Source organism: Acinetobacter sp. NS-4 (genome assembly GCF_037402435.1).
Taxonomy (GTDB): Bacteria; Pseudomonadota; Gammaproteobacteria; order Pseudomonadales; family Moraxellaceae; genus Acinetobacter.
Window position 1 is genome coordinate 104,136 of the sequence record NZ_JBBEUE010000002.1, and the last position, 17,368, is coordinate 121,503.

Consider the following 17,368-nt stretch of genomic DNA (forward strand, 5'->3'; position numbering starts at 1 on the left):
TGTTGGCTTTTATTTTATTTAAAGCTTGAATCGTTAAATGATTTCTACCACAACTTTACCGACATGTTCACCGGTATCCATCACCGCATGTGCATCCTGAATCTGATCAAACTTGAAAGTTTTATAGATCATTGGCAGACATTCCCCCTTTGCCCACAGCGGTGCAACCTGCTCCTTTAAGCCTTGAGCAATTTCAGCCTTTTCAGCAGTATTACGCGCACGCATGGTTGAACCGGTAATGGTCAGACGTTTCATCATGATTTGACCGAGTTTCACCTCTTTGGCTTTGGCACCACCCAAGAATGCGATATAGACCAGACGACCCTCACGACGTAGCAGATTCAGGTTCTTATCCAGATATGGCGCACCAACCATATCTAAAATCACATCGACACCACCATTGTCAGTTTTTTCATTAATGACCTGCTCAAAGTCTTGAGTCTTATAGTTGATTGCCGTGGTTAAATCTGAAATTGCTGCAACTTTTTCATCCGAACCTACAGTGGCAAAAGTTTTAATACCGAGTGATTTACACAGCATCAATGCAGTGGTACCAATACCGCTGGTTCCACCATGCACTAGTACCGTTTCCCCTGCTTTGGCTTTACCCATCTGGAACACGTTGGCCCATACGGTAAAAAAGGTTTCAGGAATCGCCGCTGCCTGCACAAAGCTTACACCTTCAGGAATATTTAAAGTCTGGCTTTCAGGCACCACGCAATATTCTGCATAACCACCACCATTGGTTAAGCCACAAACCTTGTCGCCGACATTAAACTTAGAAACCTCACTTCCTACAGCCACCACTTCACCCGCCACTTCCAGACCCGGTACAGGCGTCACCCCTTTAGGCATTGGATATAGACCCTGGCGCTGCAAGATATCTGGACGGTTAATACCAAATGCATGCACCTTTACCAAGACTTCATCTGCTTTAGCTTCAGGTACTGCAACAGTTTCGTAAGCGAGTTTATCCACGCCGCCCGGTTCTGTGATAATGACTTGTTGCATAGTCGCTTGTGACATATTTTCTTCCTGATCTATTCATTACTTTTTAAATTTACCGTCCTATTTGAACATAGAAATAGCCGGGAATGAATAACCGTGGACTTATGTATAATCTTCCCACTATTCAGCAAAATGATATGAGATAGGCATGGCAACTATTCAAAAAGCTGAAATACAGGATATGGAAGCTATCTTAGACATCTGGCTCAATGCTTCCTTACAGGCACATGATTTTATTCCTGCTACTTACTGGGAAAAGCAGCTGATTCCAATGCGTGATCTTTATCTGCCTTTGGCAGAAAATTATGTCATTAAAGAAAATAAAACGGTGTTCGGATTTGCATCTTTATTAAGATCAGAGGCGGTGCTAGCTGCACTTTTTATTGCACCTCATCAGCAAGGCTGTGGATATGGCAAATGTTTAATTGATTTTTTAAAACAGCAATGTGATGAATTGCATTTAAATGTGTATGCTGAAAATACCGCAGCGGTAAATTTTTATCAGCAGCAGGGCTTTAAAACCATCAGCCAAGCCATGGATAAAAACACTGGTCATACAGAATTGAACATGACTTGGTCCAAGCATTGATCCGGAAAATATGAGGACAAATTGATGTCAGCTGTCATTGAATACAATGAAGATAATTATAGTGACTTTGAATGGTTTGAAGGTCTGGCAGTCATCCGTTTCTATGCCGACTGGTGCAAACCCTGTGTACAAAACTTCCCTGTCTTTGAACAGTTGGCTGCACATTATGCTGAAGTAAAACCCGAGATCAAATTTGGCAAAGTGAATATCGATCAATCCCCTATTTTGACATTGCGCTATAACGTTTACGGCTTGCCCTCTACGCTGATTTTTAAAAATGGACAAATCATGCAACGGATTGCAGGGGTGAAAAGTTTGAATGAATTGAAAAGAATTTTGGATTCAATGGGTTAATTTAAAATGATTATTGCTAGGCGATAAAAATACCCAATTGAATATTGAATAGTCATTTCAAGGTGCATTGCTTTATTTCCATTATTATTCAATATATTGTAAGACTAACTCCCCCAATAAAAATGCCCAAATATTATGGATTTAAAAATTATTTTTCTATTTTGCCTGTTTCCTTGTGTGGGCATTATTTTCCTCACATGGTTGTTGCGTTTTCCCTGGACCTGGCTATTGAAAACCGTAATTGCTTTTGAAATTGTGATTGCAATTTTGGTATTTGCAATTGAGATTGATGCAAGAAAGACACCCGGGAATAGCGGCTGGATCATGATCTTTGCAGCCGTCTTTCAGATCTATTTTGCCGTACTGCTGATGTTGACCCGCTTAGTGAGCTGGCTGATAAAAAAACGGGGCTAAAGTTATGCATTCACCCCCCTTCTTTCATATTCATGGTTTGGATAATTTTTAATCAACCGAAGTGTTTCTTATTTGGGCATATCCACAAATTGCATCAGAAATTTACGTACCAGTGGCAGCACCACCAGAATCAGTGGAAATGCCATCAGCCATGATAAGCTCCAGGCATGTAGCCACAGAGAAAAGAAGCCATCAACAAAGCCGTTATTTAGCAACATGTTAAAGCAGGAAATTGCCCCACTCATAATGCCTGACAGGATGAGGGGCATCAGCCAAGCCAGATGTTTTGGGTGAAATTTTGGGAGATTATTTTTCATCATTTAACCTAATTTTTAAATCGTGAATTGAATTACAAACGGGTAATGTTTGCTGCTGCTTGATCAATCTGTTCTGCAATTTTTTGAATGTCTTTACTGCTTAATTCAGCGTGCGACAGTTTCAAACGTAGTGAAGCTTTTAGGCTTTCCATCGCATTGTTGATGTCGATATAGCGTTCATCATTTTTAATCCGGCGGCGGGTTTCGAAACGGCTGAGAACTCTGTGCAAGGTATCCTGACTGTCTTCAAGATGCTCAAGACCTTTGTCAGTAATGTGATATTGCTTGCGCTCATCAGCACTCATGATCACTTGTGTATATTGTTGTTCTTCAAGATAGTTAATCGTCGGGCAGATCGTGCCTGTACTCGGTTTATATTCCCCCCCGACAAAAGCAGCAACATCTTTGATGATGTCATAACTAAACTTGGGTGCTTGAGCAATAAAATGTAGTACCAACAGTTTCATTTCACCTGCTTCAAACAGGCGTTTGCGGGGTTTTGGCGTACTTTCACTGTTCTCAATAAGGTTGGAATTTGGCATAACTAAGATACATCTTATAATTAAAGATATATCTTATCATAACAATTAAATTTATAATTTTTTTATAGCCAAAAATCATCTGTCTTTGATTTCATAAAATGAAAAAACTATTCGAATTTTGTACTCACCATATCTATTTGCACTTCTTCTAACTGCTGTCTAATCTCATTCAACTTATTTCTTAATAATTTCTTTTCTTGCTCTAATGCCATTTTTTTAAGCATAGAGACATTTTTTTCATCTTCAATTAATTCTATTTCATCTATTTTATTAATTATTATATTTTTTTCATTCATTAATGTTTCAAAAAGCTTATCTAATTCATAATATTTTTTAAGATACGAGTTTGAAGCTAACGATTGAAGTTTCTCCAAATAAGTTTGTTCCTTTTTACTCTCAGTCAATCTAGACTCAATATCTTGATAAACAATAGCATGTAAATTGTCCTCCTCTTCAACACCTCCAATTCCATGTTTTGCAATGAAATTTAAAGCTTTATTTGTTAATTCAGGTTCTTTTAAGTCAATACCTATACCTCTATATTCCAAATATAATTTATTTTTAATTTTTTCAAGATTTTGACTAGCTTTATCTCTATTTTCTTTAGAAATTTTTATAATTAATTTATTTTCATTTAAAGATTTCTTGATATCTGTCAATGAATCTTCTCTAATTTGTACATTTAAAAACTTTTCAGTTTTGTCTAACAACTCTTCAATTTGAAATATGAAAAAATTAGTTACATTAGCTTTATTCTTCAATTCTAATTTTAGTTCTGTTCGCGCACCTAGGATCTTTTCTCCATCTAGTTTATCAATCATTCTCCAATCTGGTTTTTTATCACCGGAAATAAAGATTATATTATCAATTTTTCTAGATAATGCGATTTGAATAATTTCTTTAAAAATAATTAGATCACCAAATTTTCTTTTATAGATTAGACCATTGAAATCAAAAGTTGACTCTCCTTTTTCTTTCTCATCTTCATAACCCGGGGGTATTTTTTTATTAAAACGCTCTTCTCCCTCTAAATTTAATTGATCAATATCATTTTGATTAGCAAAGATACAATCACCAACTTTATCATTTGTAAAATAACTATCAATTTTTTTACGAATATGATCATCCGTATTCAAGAAAATTTTATCTTTATCATAAGATTTAATTCCTTCTTTTAATCCAATTAAATCAACTTTTAATTGTTTTTTTAATAATTCTGATTTTTCAGCAAATGTATTTGAAAGATTTTGTATCTTTTCATATAAATCAGGATAATTCTTTTTAGTAATCAACTGTGTAGTTAATGTAGTAAATTTTTTTTGATCAAAAGAGAAAGTACTATTTAAATCATCTACTTCTTTATCTATTTTAGCAAAATGCTCTCTACGTTTTTTTATGATTTCTAAGCGTCTTCTCTGAAACTCTAGACCAACATGATAAGGAATCCAAATTCTATCTTTTAACTTATCTAGTACTTTGAAAAAGTCTTCACGACTTTCAGGTTGAAAAGAATAAAGATCTATTAAAACATTTGTATCAAATACAAAAAGAGTTCCCTCACTCTCCCAAATCGGTTTAAGGTTATCGTCAGATTCATCATTATAAAAACAAGAAAATTTTTCGCGCATTTTTTAGAAATATGTTTACTAATTAAATATTATTATAGAGTAAAAAACCCGCATTAAGCGGGTTTTTTTAAATCAATTCAACCTATTACAGACGAACCAATTCCACAATTTTTTCAGCCAGCTCTTCAACCGACTCTTGCGCGAAGCTTACATCTGTAGCTTCCGCAACAGTGGTAATGACCGCTATACCCGTTTCACGAAGCAGTGCAACTTGCGCAGCATCAAGGTCAGCTTTGGCAATCGCGACAATACCTTGTTGTAATAACAAGTTTTCAAGCGCTTGCGCATTTTCCAGTGCTTTAGCAGATACTGTAATTGACGCAGGTTTTTGACCCAAACGTGCCGCACGGTCTTCCGCAGTTACAGGGTTGCTATGTGCAGTCCATTCAACCGACTCTTCAACCATACCTGCACCAATCGTTACGTTATTCAAACGATCAATGAAGATAAACGAACCGGTATAACGGCTGTCCTGATAACGGTCAAAGACCACTGGCGCATCAAATTCAACAGTTACATTGGCAATGGCATTTAGATCAAGATGATCCACTTGCATTTGCTCAAGTGTATTCACATTGGTACGGAAGTTAATGCCAGTAACTTTGGCAGGAACAGTTTGCGTACCAATTTTGATGTTATACAACTTGCCCAACACAAGCGGTTGATCCGCCATCCAGACCACAGTTGCTTTAACCGAACGTGAAATGGCAGGAATACCCTGATCCGCACGAACCAGCATATTACCGCGTGATACGTCAATCTCATCGTTTAGCGTTAATGTTACCGCTTGACCTGCAAAAGCATGTTCAAGGTTGCCATCAAAGGTCACGATTTCTTTAACAGTTGAAGATTTACCCGATGGTAACGCAACAACTTTATCGCCTACGTTAATTTCACCCAGCGCAATCGTACCTGCGAAACCACGGAAGTCGAGGTTAGGACGGTTCACATACTGCACAGGGAAACGGAAATCACGTTTCGCGGTATCACGGTTAATTTCAACAGACTCAAGTGAACCCATTAGGGTTTGACCGGTATACCACGGTGTGTTTTCAGACTTGTTCACCACGTTATCGCCATTCAATGCAGAAATAGGCGTAAAGATGATGTTGCTTGGCTTACGGTCGCCCAATTGGCTTACGAAGTTAGCATAGTCAGCTTGAATTTCATTGAAGCGTGCTTCAGAGAATTCCACCAAGTCCATTTTGTTGATCGCAACAATAATGTTCTTAATACCGAGCAAGCTTGCAATGTAAGTGTGACGACGTGTTTGAGTTTGTACACCATAACGCGCATCAATCAGGATGATTGCAAGGTCACAGGTAGATGCACCTGTAGCCATGTTACGGGTATATTGCTCATGCCCCGGAGTATCGGCAATGATGAACTTACGTTTTTCTGTAGAGAAATAACGGTATGCCACATCAATGGTAATCCCCTGCTCACGTTCAGCTTGAAGACCATCTACAAGAAGCGCCAAGTCAGGTGCATCACCTGTTGTACCGACTTTTTTAGAGTCACGGGTTACGGCTTGCAATTGATCTTCATAGATCAATTTTGAATCGTAAAGCAAACGACCGATTAAAGTCGATTTACCGTCATCCACGTTACCGCAAGTCAGGAAACGTAACAGGTCTTTATTTTCATGCTGTTTTAAATACGCCAAGATATCCTGGCTAATCAATTCTGATTGATGAGACATCGCTCAAAGCTCCACAAATTCGTTGAAATCGGTTTCTAAATCTCCCTAAATCCCTCTTTATAAAAGAGGGACTTTTTCTCCTCTCTTTCGTAAAGAGAGGTTGGGAGAGATTAATTAGAAGTAACCTTCCTGCTTTTTCTTTTCCATCGAGCCTGCTTCATCATGGTCAATCATACGACCTTGACGTTCAGAACTGGTGGCTAAAAGCATTTCCTGGATAATTTCCGGCAAGGTGTTGGCAGTTGATTCAACCGCACCCGTTAATGGGTAACAACCTAATGTACGGAAACGTACCGATTTCATTTGCGGAACCTCACCTTCTTTTAAAGGCATACGTTCATCATCAACCATAATCAGTGTGCCACTACGCTCAACCACAGGACGTTCTGCAGCTAAATAAAGTGGTACTAATGGAATGCTTTCCAAGTAGATGTATTGCCAGATATCAAGCTCAGTCCAGTTTGATAACGGGAATACACGAATACTTTCACCTTTGTTCACTTTACCGTTGTAAAGATTCCAAAGTTCAGGACGCTGGTTTTTAGGATCCCAACGGTGTTTGCTATCACGGAATGAATAAACACGTTCTTTGGCACGTGATTTTTCTTCATCACGGCGCGCGCCACCAAAAGCTGCATCAAAACCGTATTTATCCAAAGCCTGTTTTAAGCCTTGGGTTTTCATGATGTCGGTATATTTAGAACTACCGTGATCAAACGGATTGATCCCAGCGTCTTTACCTTCTTTATTTTGATGCACGATCAAATCGAAACCATGGGTTTTCGCCATGTTGTCGCGGAATGTGATCATATCTTTAAACTTCCAGCCCGTGTCTACATGCAGTAGCGGGAATGGGAGTTTTGCGGGGTAGAATGCTTTTAAAGCAAGATGCAGCATTACTGCAGAATCTTTACCAATAGAATACAACATGACCGGATTTTCAAATTCGGCAGCCACTTCACGGATAATGTGAATACTCTCAGCTTCAAGCTGTTTAAGATGAGTAAGTCTTTCCTCAGTTATGGACATTGACAACACCAACTCAGATCAACGTGTACTTATTACACTTTTAAAAATATATATATTCATTATAGAGATTTAGTTATCACAACTATTGCTTGTTTTATTATATTGATATGCAAATTTATCATATAAAGCTTCTCTGATAATGAGTATAAGTTTTTATTAATGATCAGCTTAAGCCTCTTGTTATTCTACTCAGGGACAGTCAGGATCACAACTAAAGATTAAAATGTACAAAATATAAGCTGATTGTTAATTCCTCTAAGCCATATATTTTATTCGCCTTGAAAATTTCATACATTAACTGAACTTTCTCCTATCTCCTGTGTTTTTTAAATTATGCCACTACCCGACCCAAACATTGAATCCGTTAAGTCCCGCCTAGAACGCGCCCAGCTTGCTGGTCATATCTATCAGCACAATCAGCATTTACTGGTCTTACAAGAACCTTGGGCTGAGGATGGTACCATTCTGAATAATTTTGTTCAGCATGAACTGAGTGCTGACCAGATTGGACTGCAATTTGGACTACGACTTTCGGGTAATCAATATGATTTTTTGATCGGTGTAACCCATAGCAACCAGGATCGCGGCTATGAAATCGGTGCAGGAAATTTAAAGGCCGATCAAAAAGCCTTTAACCTGCTCTACGCCTTTTATAATTATCCCAAGGCATTTTATCTGGTCAGCCTGCCACTGACCGCCAATAGCGCTCAGCTTACAGATGCAATTGAAACGCAGTTGTTCAGTCAGCCGTCATTAGATTTCTTAAATACAGCCATTAAAACCAATCCCATGGGACAACAGGTGAACTGGATGAAAACCTTTATTGTGCAACAAGCGTTGGAAATGAAAATTCGCATTCAAACCTGTCTGTATTGATGGTTTTACCTAAAGATAGCGTTCATTTAGATAAAGAAAACAAGCTAGAAAATGTGTATTGATCGCTAAGTGGATTTTCTGCATGATCCGTTGCCCAATGCAACTGTTGGGCATTGTGGCAACTTGTTATGCTGTAAGTGTGTCGTTGGCAGTGATCAAGACATCCCGAATCATTTTTAAGGTCTATTTATCGCCCTCACTCTCCCACTCCACCCACAACCGTATACGAAAAGTACTGTTGTTGATATCGATGAATATAGGCTCAAGTTACAGTATTCTGATGAGTTTTAAAATGCTGGAAAGATGCCATGTTAAGGCAGTATTTTTCATTTCCAGCTGAATAATTTTTATACAATTAAGCTCTATAAACTTACTTGTGTTAAGGCTGTAGAAGGCCGCATTATCTGCTGATATTGCAGACATAGAGCATAATAATGACACACTCTATCTACCCTTGCCTGTGGTTTGAAAAAAATGCCAAAGCTGCATTTGAATGGTATTGCTCTATTTTTCCCAATAGCCACCTGATCGAAGAAAATCAGTATGCGGTAAAAGCACAATTGGCGGGCATACGGTTTTTAGCCATTAATGATGAACCTACATTTCATCCCAATCCTTCAATTTCTTTTATGGTGATTTGTGAAAATCGAACCGAGATTGATTGCTACTGGAATCAATTGATTGAAGGCGGTTCTGCACAAATGGCATTGGGGCAATATGCATGGAGTGATTATTATGGCTGGCTGCAAGATCAATATGGTTTTAGCTGGCAACTTTATTTAGGAAAATTATCCGATACCAATCAGCAAAAGATTGTCCCAACGCTGATGTATTGCGGCGCATATCAGGGACAATGTCTGGCTGCGTTAAATTTTTACCAAAGCCTATTTCATCATTTTCGCACCCAAGGCATTTTAAAATATAGCGAGGACGAGTACGCCGGACAAATCAAACATGCCCAAGTGATCGCCAATCACTTCACCCTGATGGCCATGGACAGTGGGGTTCCTCAACCGTTTGAATTTAATGAAGCCGTATCCTTGATCATTGAATGCGAAAATCAAACTGAAATTGATTATTACTGGAATAGCATCACGCTAAAAGGTACAGAAAGCCAATGTAGCTGGTGTAAAGACCAGTTTGGTGTGAGCTGGCAAATTCATCCTGAAAATTTGAGTGAAATACTCAGGCAAAACCCTCGTGCGCAGGCAGCGGTGTTTAAAATGAAAAGCTGTTGATTGATGATTTACTTCGTGCCTGATTGCTCTACAACCAGCCCACTGCATAATAAAACAATGATGAATAAATTGAGATTTTTGAAAAATTCAATAAATGATAAAAGTGAGTATAACAATGAATAATTTTAAAAATTTATACCAGAATAGACTTAGCCATTGTCTTTATTGGAGCTTAAGCTGTCTCCCCTTGTCTGCATATTCTGCCGATATTGTGCAAATCAAACAGCATCCTATTGATGCAATTGTGCAACAAAATATGACGCAAAAATCAGTCGCACCGCCCTTAAAAAAAACCGGAAAAATCGATCAGATGCGTATCATGCATATCGATATTGACTACGTTTATGATAAAGATAAAAAACAGCAGCAACGAAATATTCAAGATTTAATCCAACGGATTATCCAGATTCAACCGAATACCATTTTCTTGCAAGCCTTTGCCGACCCCGATGCCAATGGTTCAGCCGATCAGGTGTATTTTAAAAACCGCCATATTCCGACCAGGGATAATCTTTTCCCTGTTCTGGTCAGCCAGATTCGTAGCAAGACCCAGGTTAAGCATATTTATGCCTGGCTACCGTTAATGGCTTGGGAGTTTCCCAAAAGTTACAAACTGACCTATGTTTCACACAACGCCGGTGGAAAACATGGTTATATTCGGGTTTCACCCTTTGATCCTAAAAATCTCAAATATGTTTCCGAAATTTATTTAGACTTTATAAAATCAAATACGGTGGATGGCGTGCTCTACCACGATGATGTCACGCTCAACGATTATGAAGATAGCTCTGCTCCGGCACAAAGCATGTACCGGGCTTGGGGATTCGGTGCAGATCAACTATTAAAACAACCTCGGCAATCTAAACAGTTGGAATTTGCAAAATTCAAAACAGCCTATCTGGATCAGTTTGCTGCAGGCATTACCAAAATCATTAAACAGCAACAGCCTAATCTTCTGACTGCACGCAATATGTATGCACCAGTAGTATTAGAGCCACATAGCGAAAACTGGTTTAGCCAATCCATGCCTAGTACTTATCAATATTATGACTACAATGCCATTATGGCCATGCCTTATATGGAAGAAGCGGATGACCATCAACAGTTTTATTTAGACCTGATACGACAGTCAAAAAAATACGACCCAGATTTAAGTCATACGATCTTTGAACTTCAAGCATTGAATTGGATAAACGATCAGAAGCTTTCCACCGAAGAAATTGTGGATACCATCAAGTTTTTAGAAAAACACGGGGTAAAACATATTGGTTATTACCCCGATGATTTTGTCCATGAACATCCTCAGCCTTCTAAGCTGAAATCCGCTTTTTTAACTGGTGATTAGTCTCAAAAAACTCCAGTAACCCTTTATTGTTATAATAAAGGGTTAAATTCCTGGCCTGTTGCATATTGATAATATCTGCCGTATTCACCTTAAAACTACTGGCAAGTTGGGGTACCGCGATTGCTAATGGGGTTTTTCTACGCTCCTTACCTGAAAAGCGGACCCAGTTATAAGTTGCCCAAAGAAATAGCACACTAATAAAGCTTAAAATCAGTACAATAATATTCATTAAACTTAATTGGCTATCCGGTTGAGCCTCTGTGACCAGTTGCTGATAAATGGTTTGACCTTCAAACCACCAAAACAGCATGGTCAACGCTGGCATAAATAACCACATAAATACAAACCAACCTACGATTTGCAAACTGTAACCCATGCTTTTATTACGTACATATTCAGGTTGATCAATATATTCTGGCAGCTCCAATTTTGACTCATCTTCAATTAAATAAAATTTATATACTTTAGTCATTTTCTGGCTCTCCTCTAAATCCACGATCTGGGCTTACCCAGCGCGCACGTTTTTGAGTCTTGAAAATCGTTTTAGGTAATGCAACCACTGTCGTCAACATAGTTAGAATCCAGAAGAACAGTGGATACCAAATGACCCAAAAATAGTTCCTGAAGATTCGGGCTTTATCATAGGGTTTATCGATCCATAAACTGACAAAGAATTGGATCAGACAAGTTAAACCCAAAATAATCCCGTACCATTGTGGAAAGAGAGATTGAATTGCCCACTCTCCTGGTAAAGAAAAAAACAGACCATATAGATATAAGATAATAATACCAAACATCACATACGCCCAAACCACACTGATAATAGACTCCAGCGCAATAAGCCACATACGGCGTCGATTCCATTTAAATAAGCTCGGTAAATAAGCAAATAAAACCTCTACTCCTCCTTGTGCCCAACGTAAACGCTGTTTCCACAAGCCTTTGAAGGTTTCAGGCATATAGATGTAACACAATGCTCGTGGGACATATTGCAAATCCCAATGATCAAACTGTAAACGCCATGATACATCGATATCCTCTGTGATCATGTCATCACGCCAATATCCTATCCGGTCTAGGGCCGTTTTACGAAAACCGACTATTGCGCCTGAGACAGTAAAGATTCGTCCATAGGTGCGTTGTGCACGTTTAATTAATCCAATAATAGAAGAGAATTCGCCGACCTGAATTTTGCCCAGTATACTGGAACGGTTCAAAATACGTGGATTCCCGGTGACTGCCCCAACCCGTGGGTAACTGGTTAAATGATGCATCATCCATAACACTGCATGCGGATGTATTAAGGCATCACCATCTATACAAACCAGATATTCATTTTGACTCACCATTGCCCCGGCACGTAAGGCATAGGCCTTGCCTTGGTTTTCAGCCAAATGGACAACTCTGAGTTTCGGATATTTTTGCAAAAGCTCATCCAGAATTTCAGCAGTTTTATCCTGACTACCGTCATTCACTGCAATGACCTCAAAATCCGGATACTGAGTTTGCATGACAAATTTTATGGTATCTCTAACCTGTGCTGCCTCATTAAAACAAGGAATCACGATACTGCATCCGTGTTCGCTAGGATGAGGCAATGGCGGTTTCTTGTGTTCATGCTTTAGATAAAACCAGATTCCGCCGGCAATCCAAATCCAAGCCATAAATAATGGATAGAAAAATGCAAAACCAAAGTATAAATCACTCACACTTATCAAACTGAATTCACCCATTATTACCTCCTTTTCGCAGTATTATTCTTATAAGGATTGCGATAAGTTAACGGACTATCATTGTTGCTTAACTCCCTATAAAGATTTTCCTGAATCTGCTGTCCTGCTTTTAACTGATAGTTATTAATTCCAACTTTTTGTATCGCTAAATTTTTTAATGTTTCATAATTTTCTTGATAATGTTTCCATTCACGTTTACTGGAATTTGGATTAACGGTAAAACTAAAAATCAGACGCTGCTTTTGTTCAGCATTTAATTTTTTCAACTGTTTTTGCACAGCCCTAAATATTTCAGGATGTTCCACAGGATCAAATTCAATATAAAGGAAGTCGCTGTATGCCAAGCCCTGCTCAATTAAGGGTTTTAGACCACCAATATGTTTATTCTTTAAACTTATTTTCAAAGCGGTTTGGTAATTATTACTAATATTGGCATAGTAATTTGCCTGTTGTTTAGTCCGTTCTTTGATTTGTAAGACGCGTTTCACTTTTTGAGCACATGCCGCATCCCAGCTTTTATTTTCTACAGCACACGAGAATTCATCTCCCACTTCAATCATCAAGCCTTCAATAGAAGTATTGTTCTTAACCAGATCTCCAGTTAATGTAGCCAGATTCAATCCTTGTTTCGTTTCTATACTAATCGGCAACTCTGCATATACACGGTTATCAATACGGGTACGCGCTTGCCAAACCGTACGGTTGAGCAAATCTCGTCGCATACTTAATTGCGAGTTTGGAAAATAAGCAACATCTATTTTTCCATCACGATTCTCATCAGCTACAACTTTTAATAGCAGTGTATTGCTTTTTAATGCATTAATTTGATCCAGCAACTGCCCCAGTTTCTGATTAAAAATTTTATTATTGGGACTGACCATTTCAGCCAGATCAAAACCGACAAAGCTCTTACGTTGCTTGTATTCTTCATTGGCGAAAGTTAAAAAATCCAGCATTTCTGTATGTAGCATTTCAGGGGTAGGATTACCCATGACTAACGCACGTTGATATGTGGTACCTGCATCTGCAAGTGTCGACATGCTACCCAAACTAAATGACATAGGTAATCCTGCTTTTAATGCAAGCTCTTCACTTTCCTTGGTCACTGCTCCATAAGGCCAGAAAATGGCCAAAGTCTTGATACCTAATTGGAAATCTAAAATTTCCTTCGATTTTTTTAAATCTTCTATGATACGTTTTTGATAGGCTGCATCTGTTTCATAACGTTTTAATTGGGGTAAATATGTACGGGTAATTGCAGCGGGCTCCATACTTTGTTGAGGGTTGGCAACTATACCTTTATGCATATTATCTGAATGGGAACCAAACTCCGCTAAGCCAGATTGTTGCATTTCACGCATCTGATCCCAATTCATCAAATTGTTTTTGCCATAAGCTTCATAGGGATCTTTGGTATTACCATTAATCCAGCTCGTAGAAATGGCAAATACTGCAGGAAAGTTATATTGTTTTAATAAAGGAAATACCCGGGTATAACTGCTGAGTGCACCATCATCGAAGGTCAGCAATACCGATTTTGGTGGTAAGTGCTTTTTCTTCTGTCGTGCCAGCCAGACATCTTGCAAACGTATGGGTACCCATCCTTCTTGCTGCAACCATGCAAAATATTGGGCCAAATTTTTAGTACTAATAGCATACAGATCGTGGTCGCCAGAAGTAACATCGTCTCTTACATCATGAAAGGTAATCGTCACAAATAAATTATCGGGTAGTTCATTTTTAGCGTTTGTCACATTTTGCGCCATACTTATCGTAGGTATAAACCAAGCAGCAATAAACAAGTTAGCAAGTAAAAATTTTACGATTTTTTTCATTAAAAACGCCCCTTCAGACCTACCGATCCATAAGTTCTTTTTTCATTTTCCCCATCATAAGGATGGACTCCCCAGCCTATGCCATAGTTCAAACTCCAGGTTCGAGAAAAATGCCAATCGTGCTGATAAAAAACGTTATATATAGCCTTGGAGGAAAATCCATTTTGCCCAAAAGCTCCAGCACTGAATTCAAAATGCTGGTTGAAATATGCATCATAATTACGCCAGGTGTTCCAGTCATGCTGTAAGGTCAGTTCCGCACTATAACTTTCTTTAGGATTAAAATAATTCACCGCAACCTGATCGTTTTGACTGTAATACCCCCCTAAAGACAAACTTGTAATATGGTGAGGTCCTTTTAAAATCCGCTGTTTTAAATAGGCCGTCGCTTCATGACGGGTATTGTTATCATCGATATCGGTCAGTTGATAGTTCATCCCAGCTTCGCGAGATTCATGCTGCTGCCAATTTAGGCCTAAACTATAGGACTGACCTTCATTACCATTTTTAACCGCTTGCAAGGGAATATTGGCTTGACTGTTATAGCCTAAAGCGTATTGCCAATGATCATTTAACCATTGTGACCAATTCACCAGTACACCAAAGCGGTCATTTCCCAATGCATCATCTATACTCTGGGACAGCAGGATATTTGCAGCTTTACGACGCGACTCCCATTCCAGCCCCAAACCTACGCGCTGATCGTCCACCTTGCCGTCATCGTAATCAGCGGATCGAATACTATGATCGACATAAGCTCGGAAATTGTCATAAAACCAAGGCGTATTTATACGTGTCCAGTTTTCCTGTTCACGACTACCCTTCAAACGATCCAGCAAAGCTGCATTGTCAGATTCACTTTTTGAAAAAAGACTTTGGTGCTGAATAGATGCATGATCACGATCATCAAGTTCTTTTTTACTTTTTACCACCCCGGTATCTTCAGGTAAGGTGCGCATGAGCTCAGCATTTTGAGCACGCCATTGTTGAATATCACCCAAGGCCTGCATATTCAGCATATGATTGATTTTTACACTACTATCAACTGGGGTCATACTATCCCACTGCGACAATATCATTTCAGCCTGCTGAGGATTTTCACGCGCGCGTTGCACTTGTGCACGATAAGTTTGATACACCACGTTATTGGGTGCCTTCGCCACTAACTCATCAAAATATTTTTCTGCTTTACTATTTTCATTGCGATATAAATAATTAAGACCCACAAGTCCCAAATATTCAGCACGGTCATCATGGGTAACTTTATCTACCCCTTTGGCACTACTATAGAAATAAGTCGGCAACAATTTATCCAGACTTTTGAGGAACTGATCCGCTTCCTTATATTTTTCCTGTTCAATTAAAGCGTAATACAAACCTGCATAAATTTTATAATTTGCATTCTTTTTATCCTTGAGCAAATTTTTATAATGCACTTCAGCCACTTTAGGTTGATGATCACTCAAATATGCTTCTGCAATCGCTTGACGTACATAAGCTGGCATTTGCTCAACCGGCAAACCAACTTTGGGGATCTGCTCAATAACTTTTTTTGATCGATTTCTTACATTTAATGCATATATATATTCATAGTAAAATCGACGTTTTAAATTGACGTCATTATTAGGGATCTGGGCTTCATAGCTTTCCATATCGGTAAGAACACGATCTAGAGGCTGATAAGGATTACTGCCACGAGCACGATAATTGGCTAATTTAATATATTGCTCCGCATTTTGAATACGTTGGGTAAATTCACTGATTTTTACCGTGGTTCCCAATTGCGGCTGTTTTTGACTTATTTCATTACGGCTCAGGTACTGTTCAGCTTTGGCATAATTTGAATTCGCCATAAGTGCCAATACATATTGTTCATCGGTACTTAAATCTTTATTTTTCTCAATGGCCAGAGTCGCTGCATTGATTGCATCGATCGGCATGTTTAAAAGTCGATAGGTATATGCAAGTTGTGCCAAATAATCGGCCTCTACATAGTTGATATCAATCGGCTTTAGAGTATTTTTTGCTTGAGCAGTTTTGCCTGCTTCCGCTTGCAAGACACCCGTCCATACTGTCCACATCTGATTTTGATCTGTTTGGGCGAATTTTTTTGCCCAAAATTCTCCTAATTCAAATTTTTTTAAATCACGCAAGGCCTTAAGCACATTCACCTTTGCATAATCTGGAAATTGTTGGCTTTTTATACCCTTAAGGTACTGAATATCTGATTCTGTAAATTTTTTATTTTCATAGGCTAGCACCACAAAATCAGCGATCAATTTCTGATTATTGGGATAACGGATCAATAATTGTCTGAGTTTTTGTAATCCACTATCCACCTGGCCTTGTTTAATTAAAGGTACAATCTTTTCACGTTGTTGATCGACAACGTCGTTATAGATCAATTCTGCATATGACAATGTAGAAAACAGTAAAGTTCCACAAGATAGAAAAAGTATATTGAGTTTAAAGTTCATAATTAAAATATTCTTTATTCATTGTTATTAATGGTCATATTGTAGTCCACAATATGTGCTTAAAATAACCAATTAACAAAATATTGTGTTTCGTTTTGTGTTTTTATTATTTTATGTGATATATATCACGTTATTTAAATTATAAACTATATTGTTTTTAACTTATTGCTTTACTTTAATTATGATATTTTCTTTATTTAATCAGTATATTTTTTGTTCAATATTTAATTTTAACTACAAAAAAATCATCTCTTACAATCCATCATTTTTCAATATTGAAT

16 protein-coding genes are annotated in these 17,368 nt (G+C 38.2%); 6 read left to right on the forward strand and 10 right to left on the reverse strand.

Annotated features, from left to right (window positions below; all coding sequences use genetic code 11):
• Nucleotides 1-33 precede the first annotated feature (33 nt).
• The gene (locus WAE57_RS01955; RefSeq protein ID WP_337707760.1) at nucleotides 34-1,026 is read right to left on the reverse strand and encodes an NAD(P)H-quinone oxidoreductase; all 993 of its coding nucleotides are present in this window, start codon (nucleotides 1,024-1,026) and stop codon (nucleotides 34-36) included.
• Between the two features lie 130 nt (nucleotides 1,027-1,156).
• Between WAE57_RS01955 and WAE57_RS01960 the strand changes: the two genes are divergently transcribed.
• The 3 genes from WAE57_RS01960 (at nucleotide 1,157) to WAE57_RS01970 (ending at nucleotide 2,365) form a co-directional block, all read left to right on the forward strand.
• Nucleotides 1,157-1,597: an N-acetyltransferase gene (locus WAE57_RS01960; RefSeq protein WP_337707762.1), complete on the forward strand. Its 441-nt coding sequence runs from the start codon at nucleotides 1,157-1,159 to the stop codon at nucleotides 1,595-1,597.
• A gap of 24 nt (nucleotides 1,598-1,621) precedes the next feature.
• Nucleotides 1,622-1,951 carry a thioredoxin family protein gene (locus WAE57_RS01965; RefSeq protein WP_337707764.1) on the forward strand — a complete coding sequence of 110 codons (330 nt, stop codon included), beginning with the start codon at nucleotides 1,622-1,624 and terminating at the stop codon, nucleotides 1,949-1,951.
• A gap of 228 nt (nucleotides 1,952-2,179) precedes the next feature.
• Nucleotides 2,180-2,365 carry a hypothetical protein gene (locus tag WAE57_RS01970; RefSeq protein ID WP_337707766.1) on the forward strand — a complete coding sequence of 62 codons (186 nt, stop codon included), beginning with the start codon at nucleotides 2,180-2,182 and terminating at the stop codon, nucleotides 2,363-2,365.
• 68 nt (nucleotides 2,366-2,433) lie between these two features.
• On the opposite strand, the gene WAE57_RS01975 is transcribed toward WAE57_RS01970, so the two are convergent.
• From WAE57_RS01975 to cysD, 5 genes are all read right to left on the reverse strand, one after another.
• Nucleotides 2,434-2,682, reverse strand: a complete 249-nt coding sequence (locus WAE57_RS01975; RefSeq protein WP_337707768.1) for a DUF2798 domain-containing protein — start codon at nucleotides 2,680-2,682, stop codon at nucleotides 2,434-2,436.
• A 32-nt stretch (nucleotides 2,683-2,714) separates the two neighbouring features.
• Nucleotides 2,715-3,224: a PadR family transcriptional regulator gene (locus WAE57_RS01980; protein ID WP_337707770.1), complete on the reverse strand. Its 510-nt coding sequence runs from the start codon at nucleotides 3,222-3,224 to the stop codon at nucleotides 2,715-2,717.
• Between the two features lie 107 nt (nucleotides 3,225-3,331).
• Complete coding sequence (locus WAE57_RS01985; RefSeq protein WP_337707772.1) at nucleotides 3,332-4,852, reverse strand: PIN-like domain-containing protein; 1,521 nt, start codon at nucleotides 4,850-4,852, stop codon at nucleotides 3,332-3,334.
• Nucleotides 4,853-4,937: 85 nt separating this feature from the next.
• Nucleotides 4,938-6,554, reverse strand: a complete 1,617-nt coding sequence (gene cysN, locus WAE57_RS01990; protein ID WP_337707774.1) for a sulfate adenylyltransferase subunit CysN — start codon at nucleotides 6,552-6,554, stop codon at nucleotides 4,938-4,940.
• A 114-nt stretch (nucleotides 6,555-6,668) separates the two neighbouring features.
• A complete protein-coding gene (cysD, locus tag WAE57_RS01995) occupies nucleotides 6,669-7,577 on the reverse strand; it encodes a sulfate adenylyltransferase subunit CysD (RefSeq protein WP_237786815.1) in 909 nt (302 codons plus the stop codon).
• A gap of 339 nt (nucleotides 7,578-7,916) precedes the next feature.
• Here cysD and WAE57_RS02000 point away from each other — a divergent pair, with 339 nt between their 5' ends.
• From WAE57_RS02000 to pgaB (WAE57_RS02010), 3 genes are all read left to right on the forward strand, one after another.
• Nucleotides 7,917-8,459, forward strand: coding sequence for a hypothetical protein (locus tag WAE57_RS02000; RefSeq protein ID WP_337707776.1), 543 nt, complete (start codon nucleotides 7,917-7,919; stop codon nucleotides 8,457-8,459).
• A gap of 434 nt (nucleotides 8,460-8,893) precedes the next feature.
• Entirely contained in the window at nucleotides 8,894-9,697 is an 804-nt protein-coding gene (locus tag WAE57_RS02005; RefSeq protein ID WP_337707778.1) for a VOC family protein, read from the forward strand.
• A 187-nt stretch (nucleotides 9,698-9,884) separates the two neighbouring features.
• Nucleotides 9,885-11,042 (forward strand): poly-beta-1,6-N-acetyl-D-glucosamine N-deacetylase PgaB, encoded by a 1,158-nt coding sequence (pgaB, locus tag WAE57_RS02010; protein ID WP_337707780.1) that lies wholly within the window; start codon nucleotides 9,885-9,887, stop codon nucleotides 11,040-11,042.
• On the opposite strand, the gene pgaD is transcribed toward pgaB (WAE57_RS02010), so the two are convergent.
• Genes pgaD through pgaA form a run of 4 tightly spaced genes read right to left on the reverse strand, consistent with a single transcriptional unit; the run spans nucleotide 11,008 to nucleotide 17,087 of the window.
• Nucleotides 11,008-11,514: a poly-beta-1,6-N-acetyl-D-glucosamine biosynthesis protein PgaD gene (pgaD, locus tag WAE57_RS02015; RefSeq protein WP_237786730.1), complete on the reverse strand. Its 507-nt coding sequence runs from the start codon at nucleotides 11,512-11,514 to the stop codon at nucleotides 11,008-11,010. The genes pgaB (WAE57_RS02010) and pgaD overlap by 35 nt on opposite strands.
• Nucleotides 11,507-12,775: a poly-beta-1,6-N-acetyl-D-glucosamine synthase gene (pgaC, locus tag WAE57_RS02020; RefSeq protein WP_337707784.1), complete on the reverse strand. Its 1,269-nt coding sequence runs from the start codon at nucleotides 12,773-12,775 to the stop codon at nucleotides 11,507-11,509. The genes pgaD and pgaC overlap by 8 nt, the downstream gene beginning before the upstream one ends.
• 2 nt (nucleotides 12,776-12,777) lie before the next feature.
• Entirely contained in the window at nucleotides 12,778-14,610 is a 1,833-nt protein-coding gene (pgaB, locus tag WAE57_RS02025; RefSeq protein ID WP_337707785.1) for a poly-beta-1,6-N-acetyl-D-glucosamine N-deacetylase PgaB, read from the reverse strand.
• On the reverse strand, nucleotides 14,610-17,087 hold the full coding sequence (gene pgaA, locus WAE57_RS02030) for a poly-beta-1,6 N-acetyl-D-glucosamine export porin PgaA (RefSeq protein ID WP_337707787.1): 2,478 nt from the start codon (nucleotides 17,085-17,087) through the stop codon (nucleotides 14,610-14,612). Before pgaA ends, pgaB (WAE57_RS02025) begins: the two co-directional genes overlap by 1 nt.
• Nucleotides 17,088-17,368 lie beyond the last annotated feature (281 nt).

Coding starts and splice junctions, on each gene's coding strand:
- WAE57_RS01955 (WP_337707760.1), bottom strand. CDS start 1,026: ATGTCACAAGCGACTATGCAACAAGTCATTATCACAGAACCGGGCGGC.
- WAE57_RS01960 (WP_337707762.1), top strand. CDS start 1,157: ATGGCAACTATTCAAAAAGCTGAAATACAGGATATGGAAGCTATCTTA.
- WAE57_RS01965 (WP_337707764.1), top strand. CDS start 1,622: ATGTCAGCTGTCATTGAATACAATGAAGATAATTATAGTGACTTTGAA.
- WAE57_RS01975 (WP_337707768.1), bottom strand. CDS start 2,682: ATGAAAAATAATCTCCCAAAATTTCACCCAAAACATCTGGCTTGGCTG.
- WAE57_RS01980 (WP_337707770.1), bottom strand. CDS start 3,224: ATGCCAAATTCCAACCTTATTGAGAACAGTGAAAGTACGCCAAAACCC.
- WAE57_RS01985 (WP_337707772.1), bottom strand. CDS start 4,852: ATGCGCGAAAAATTTTCTTGTTTTTATAATGATGAATCTGACGATAAC.
- cysN (WP_337707774.1), bottom strand. CDS start 6,554: ATGTCTCATCAATCAGAATTGATTAGCCAGGATATCTTGGCGTATTTA.
- WAE57_RS02000 (WP_337707776.1), top strand. CDS start 7,917: ATGCCACTACCCGACCCAAACATTGAATCCGTTAAGTCCCGCCTAGAA.
- WAE57_RS02005 (WP_337707778.1), top strand. CDS start 8,894: ATGACACACTCTATCTACCCTTGCCTGTGGTTTGAAAAAAATGCCAAA.
- pgaD (WP_237786730.1), bottom strand. CDS start 11,514: ATGACTAAAGTATATAAATTTTATTTAATTGAAGATGAGTCAAAATTG.
- pgaC (WP_337707784.1), bottom strand. CDS start 12,775: ATGGGTGAATTCAGTTTGATAAGTGTGAGTGATTTATACTTTGGTTTT.
- pgaB (WP_337707785.1), bottom strand. CDS start 14,610: ATGAAAAAAATCGTAAAATTTTTACTTGCTAACTTGTTTATTGCTGCT.
- pgaA (WP_337707787.1), bottom strand. CDS start 17,087: ATGAACTTTAAACTCAATATACTTTTTCTATCTTGTGGAACTTTACTG.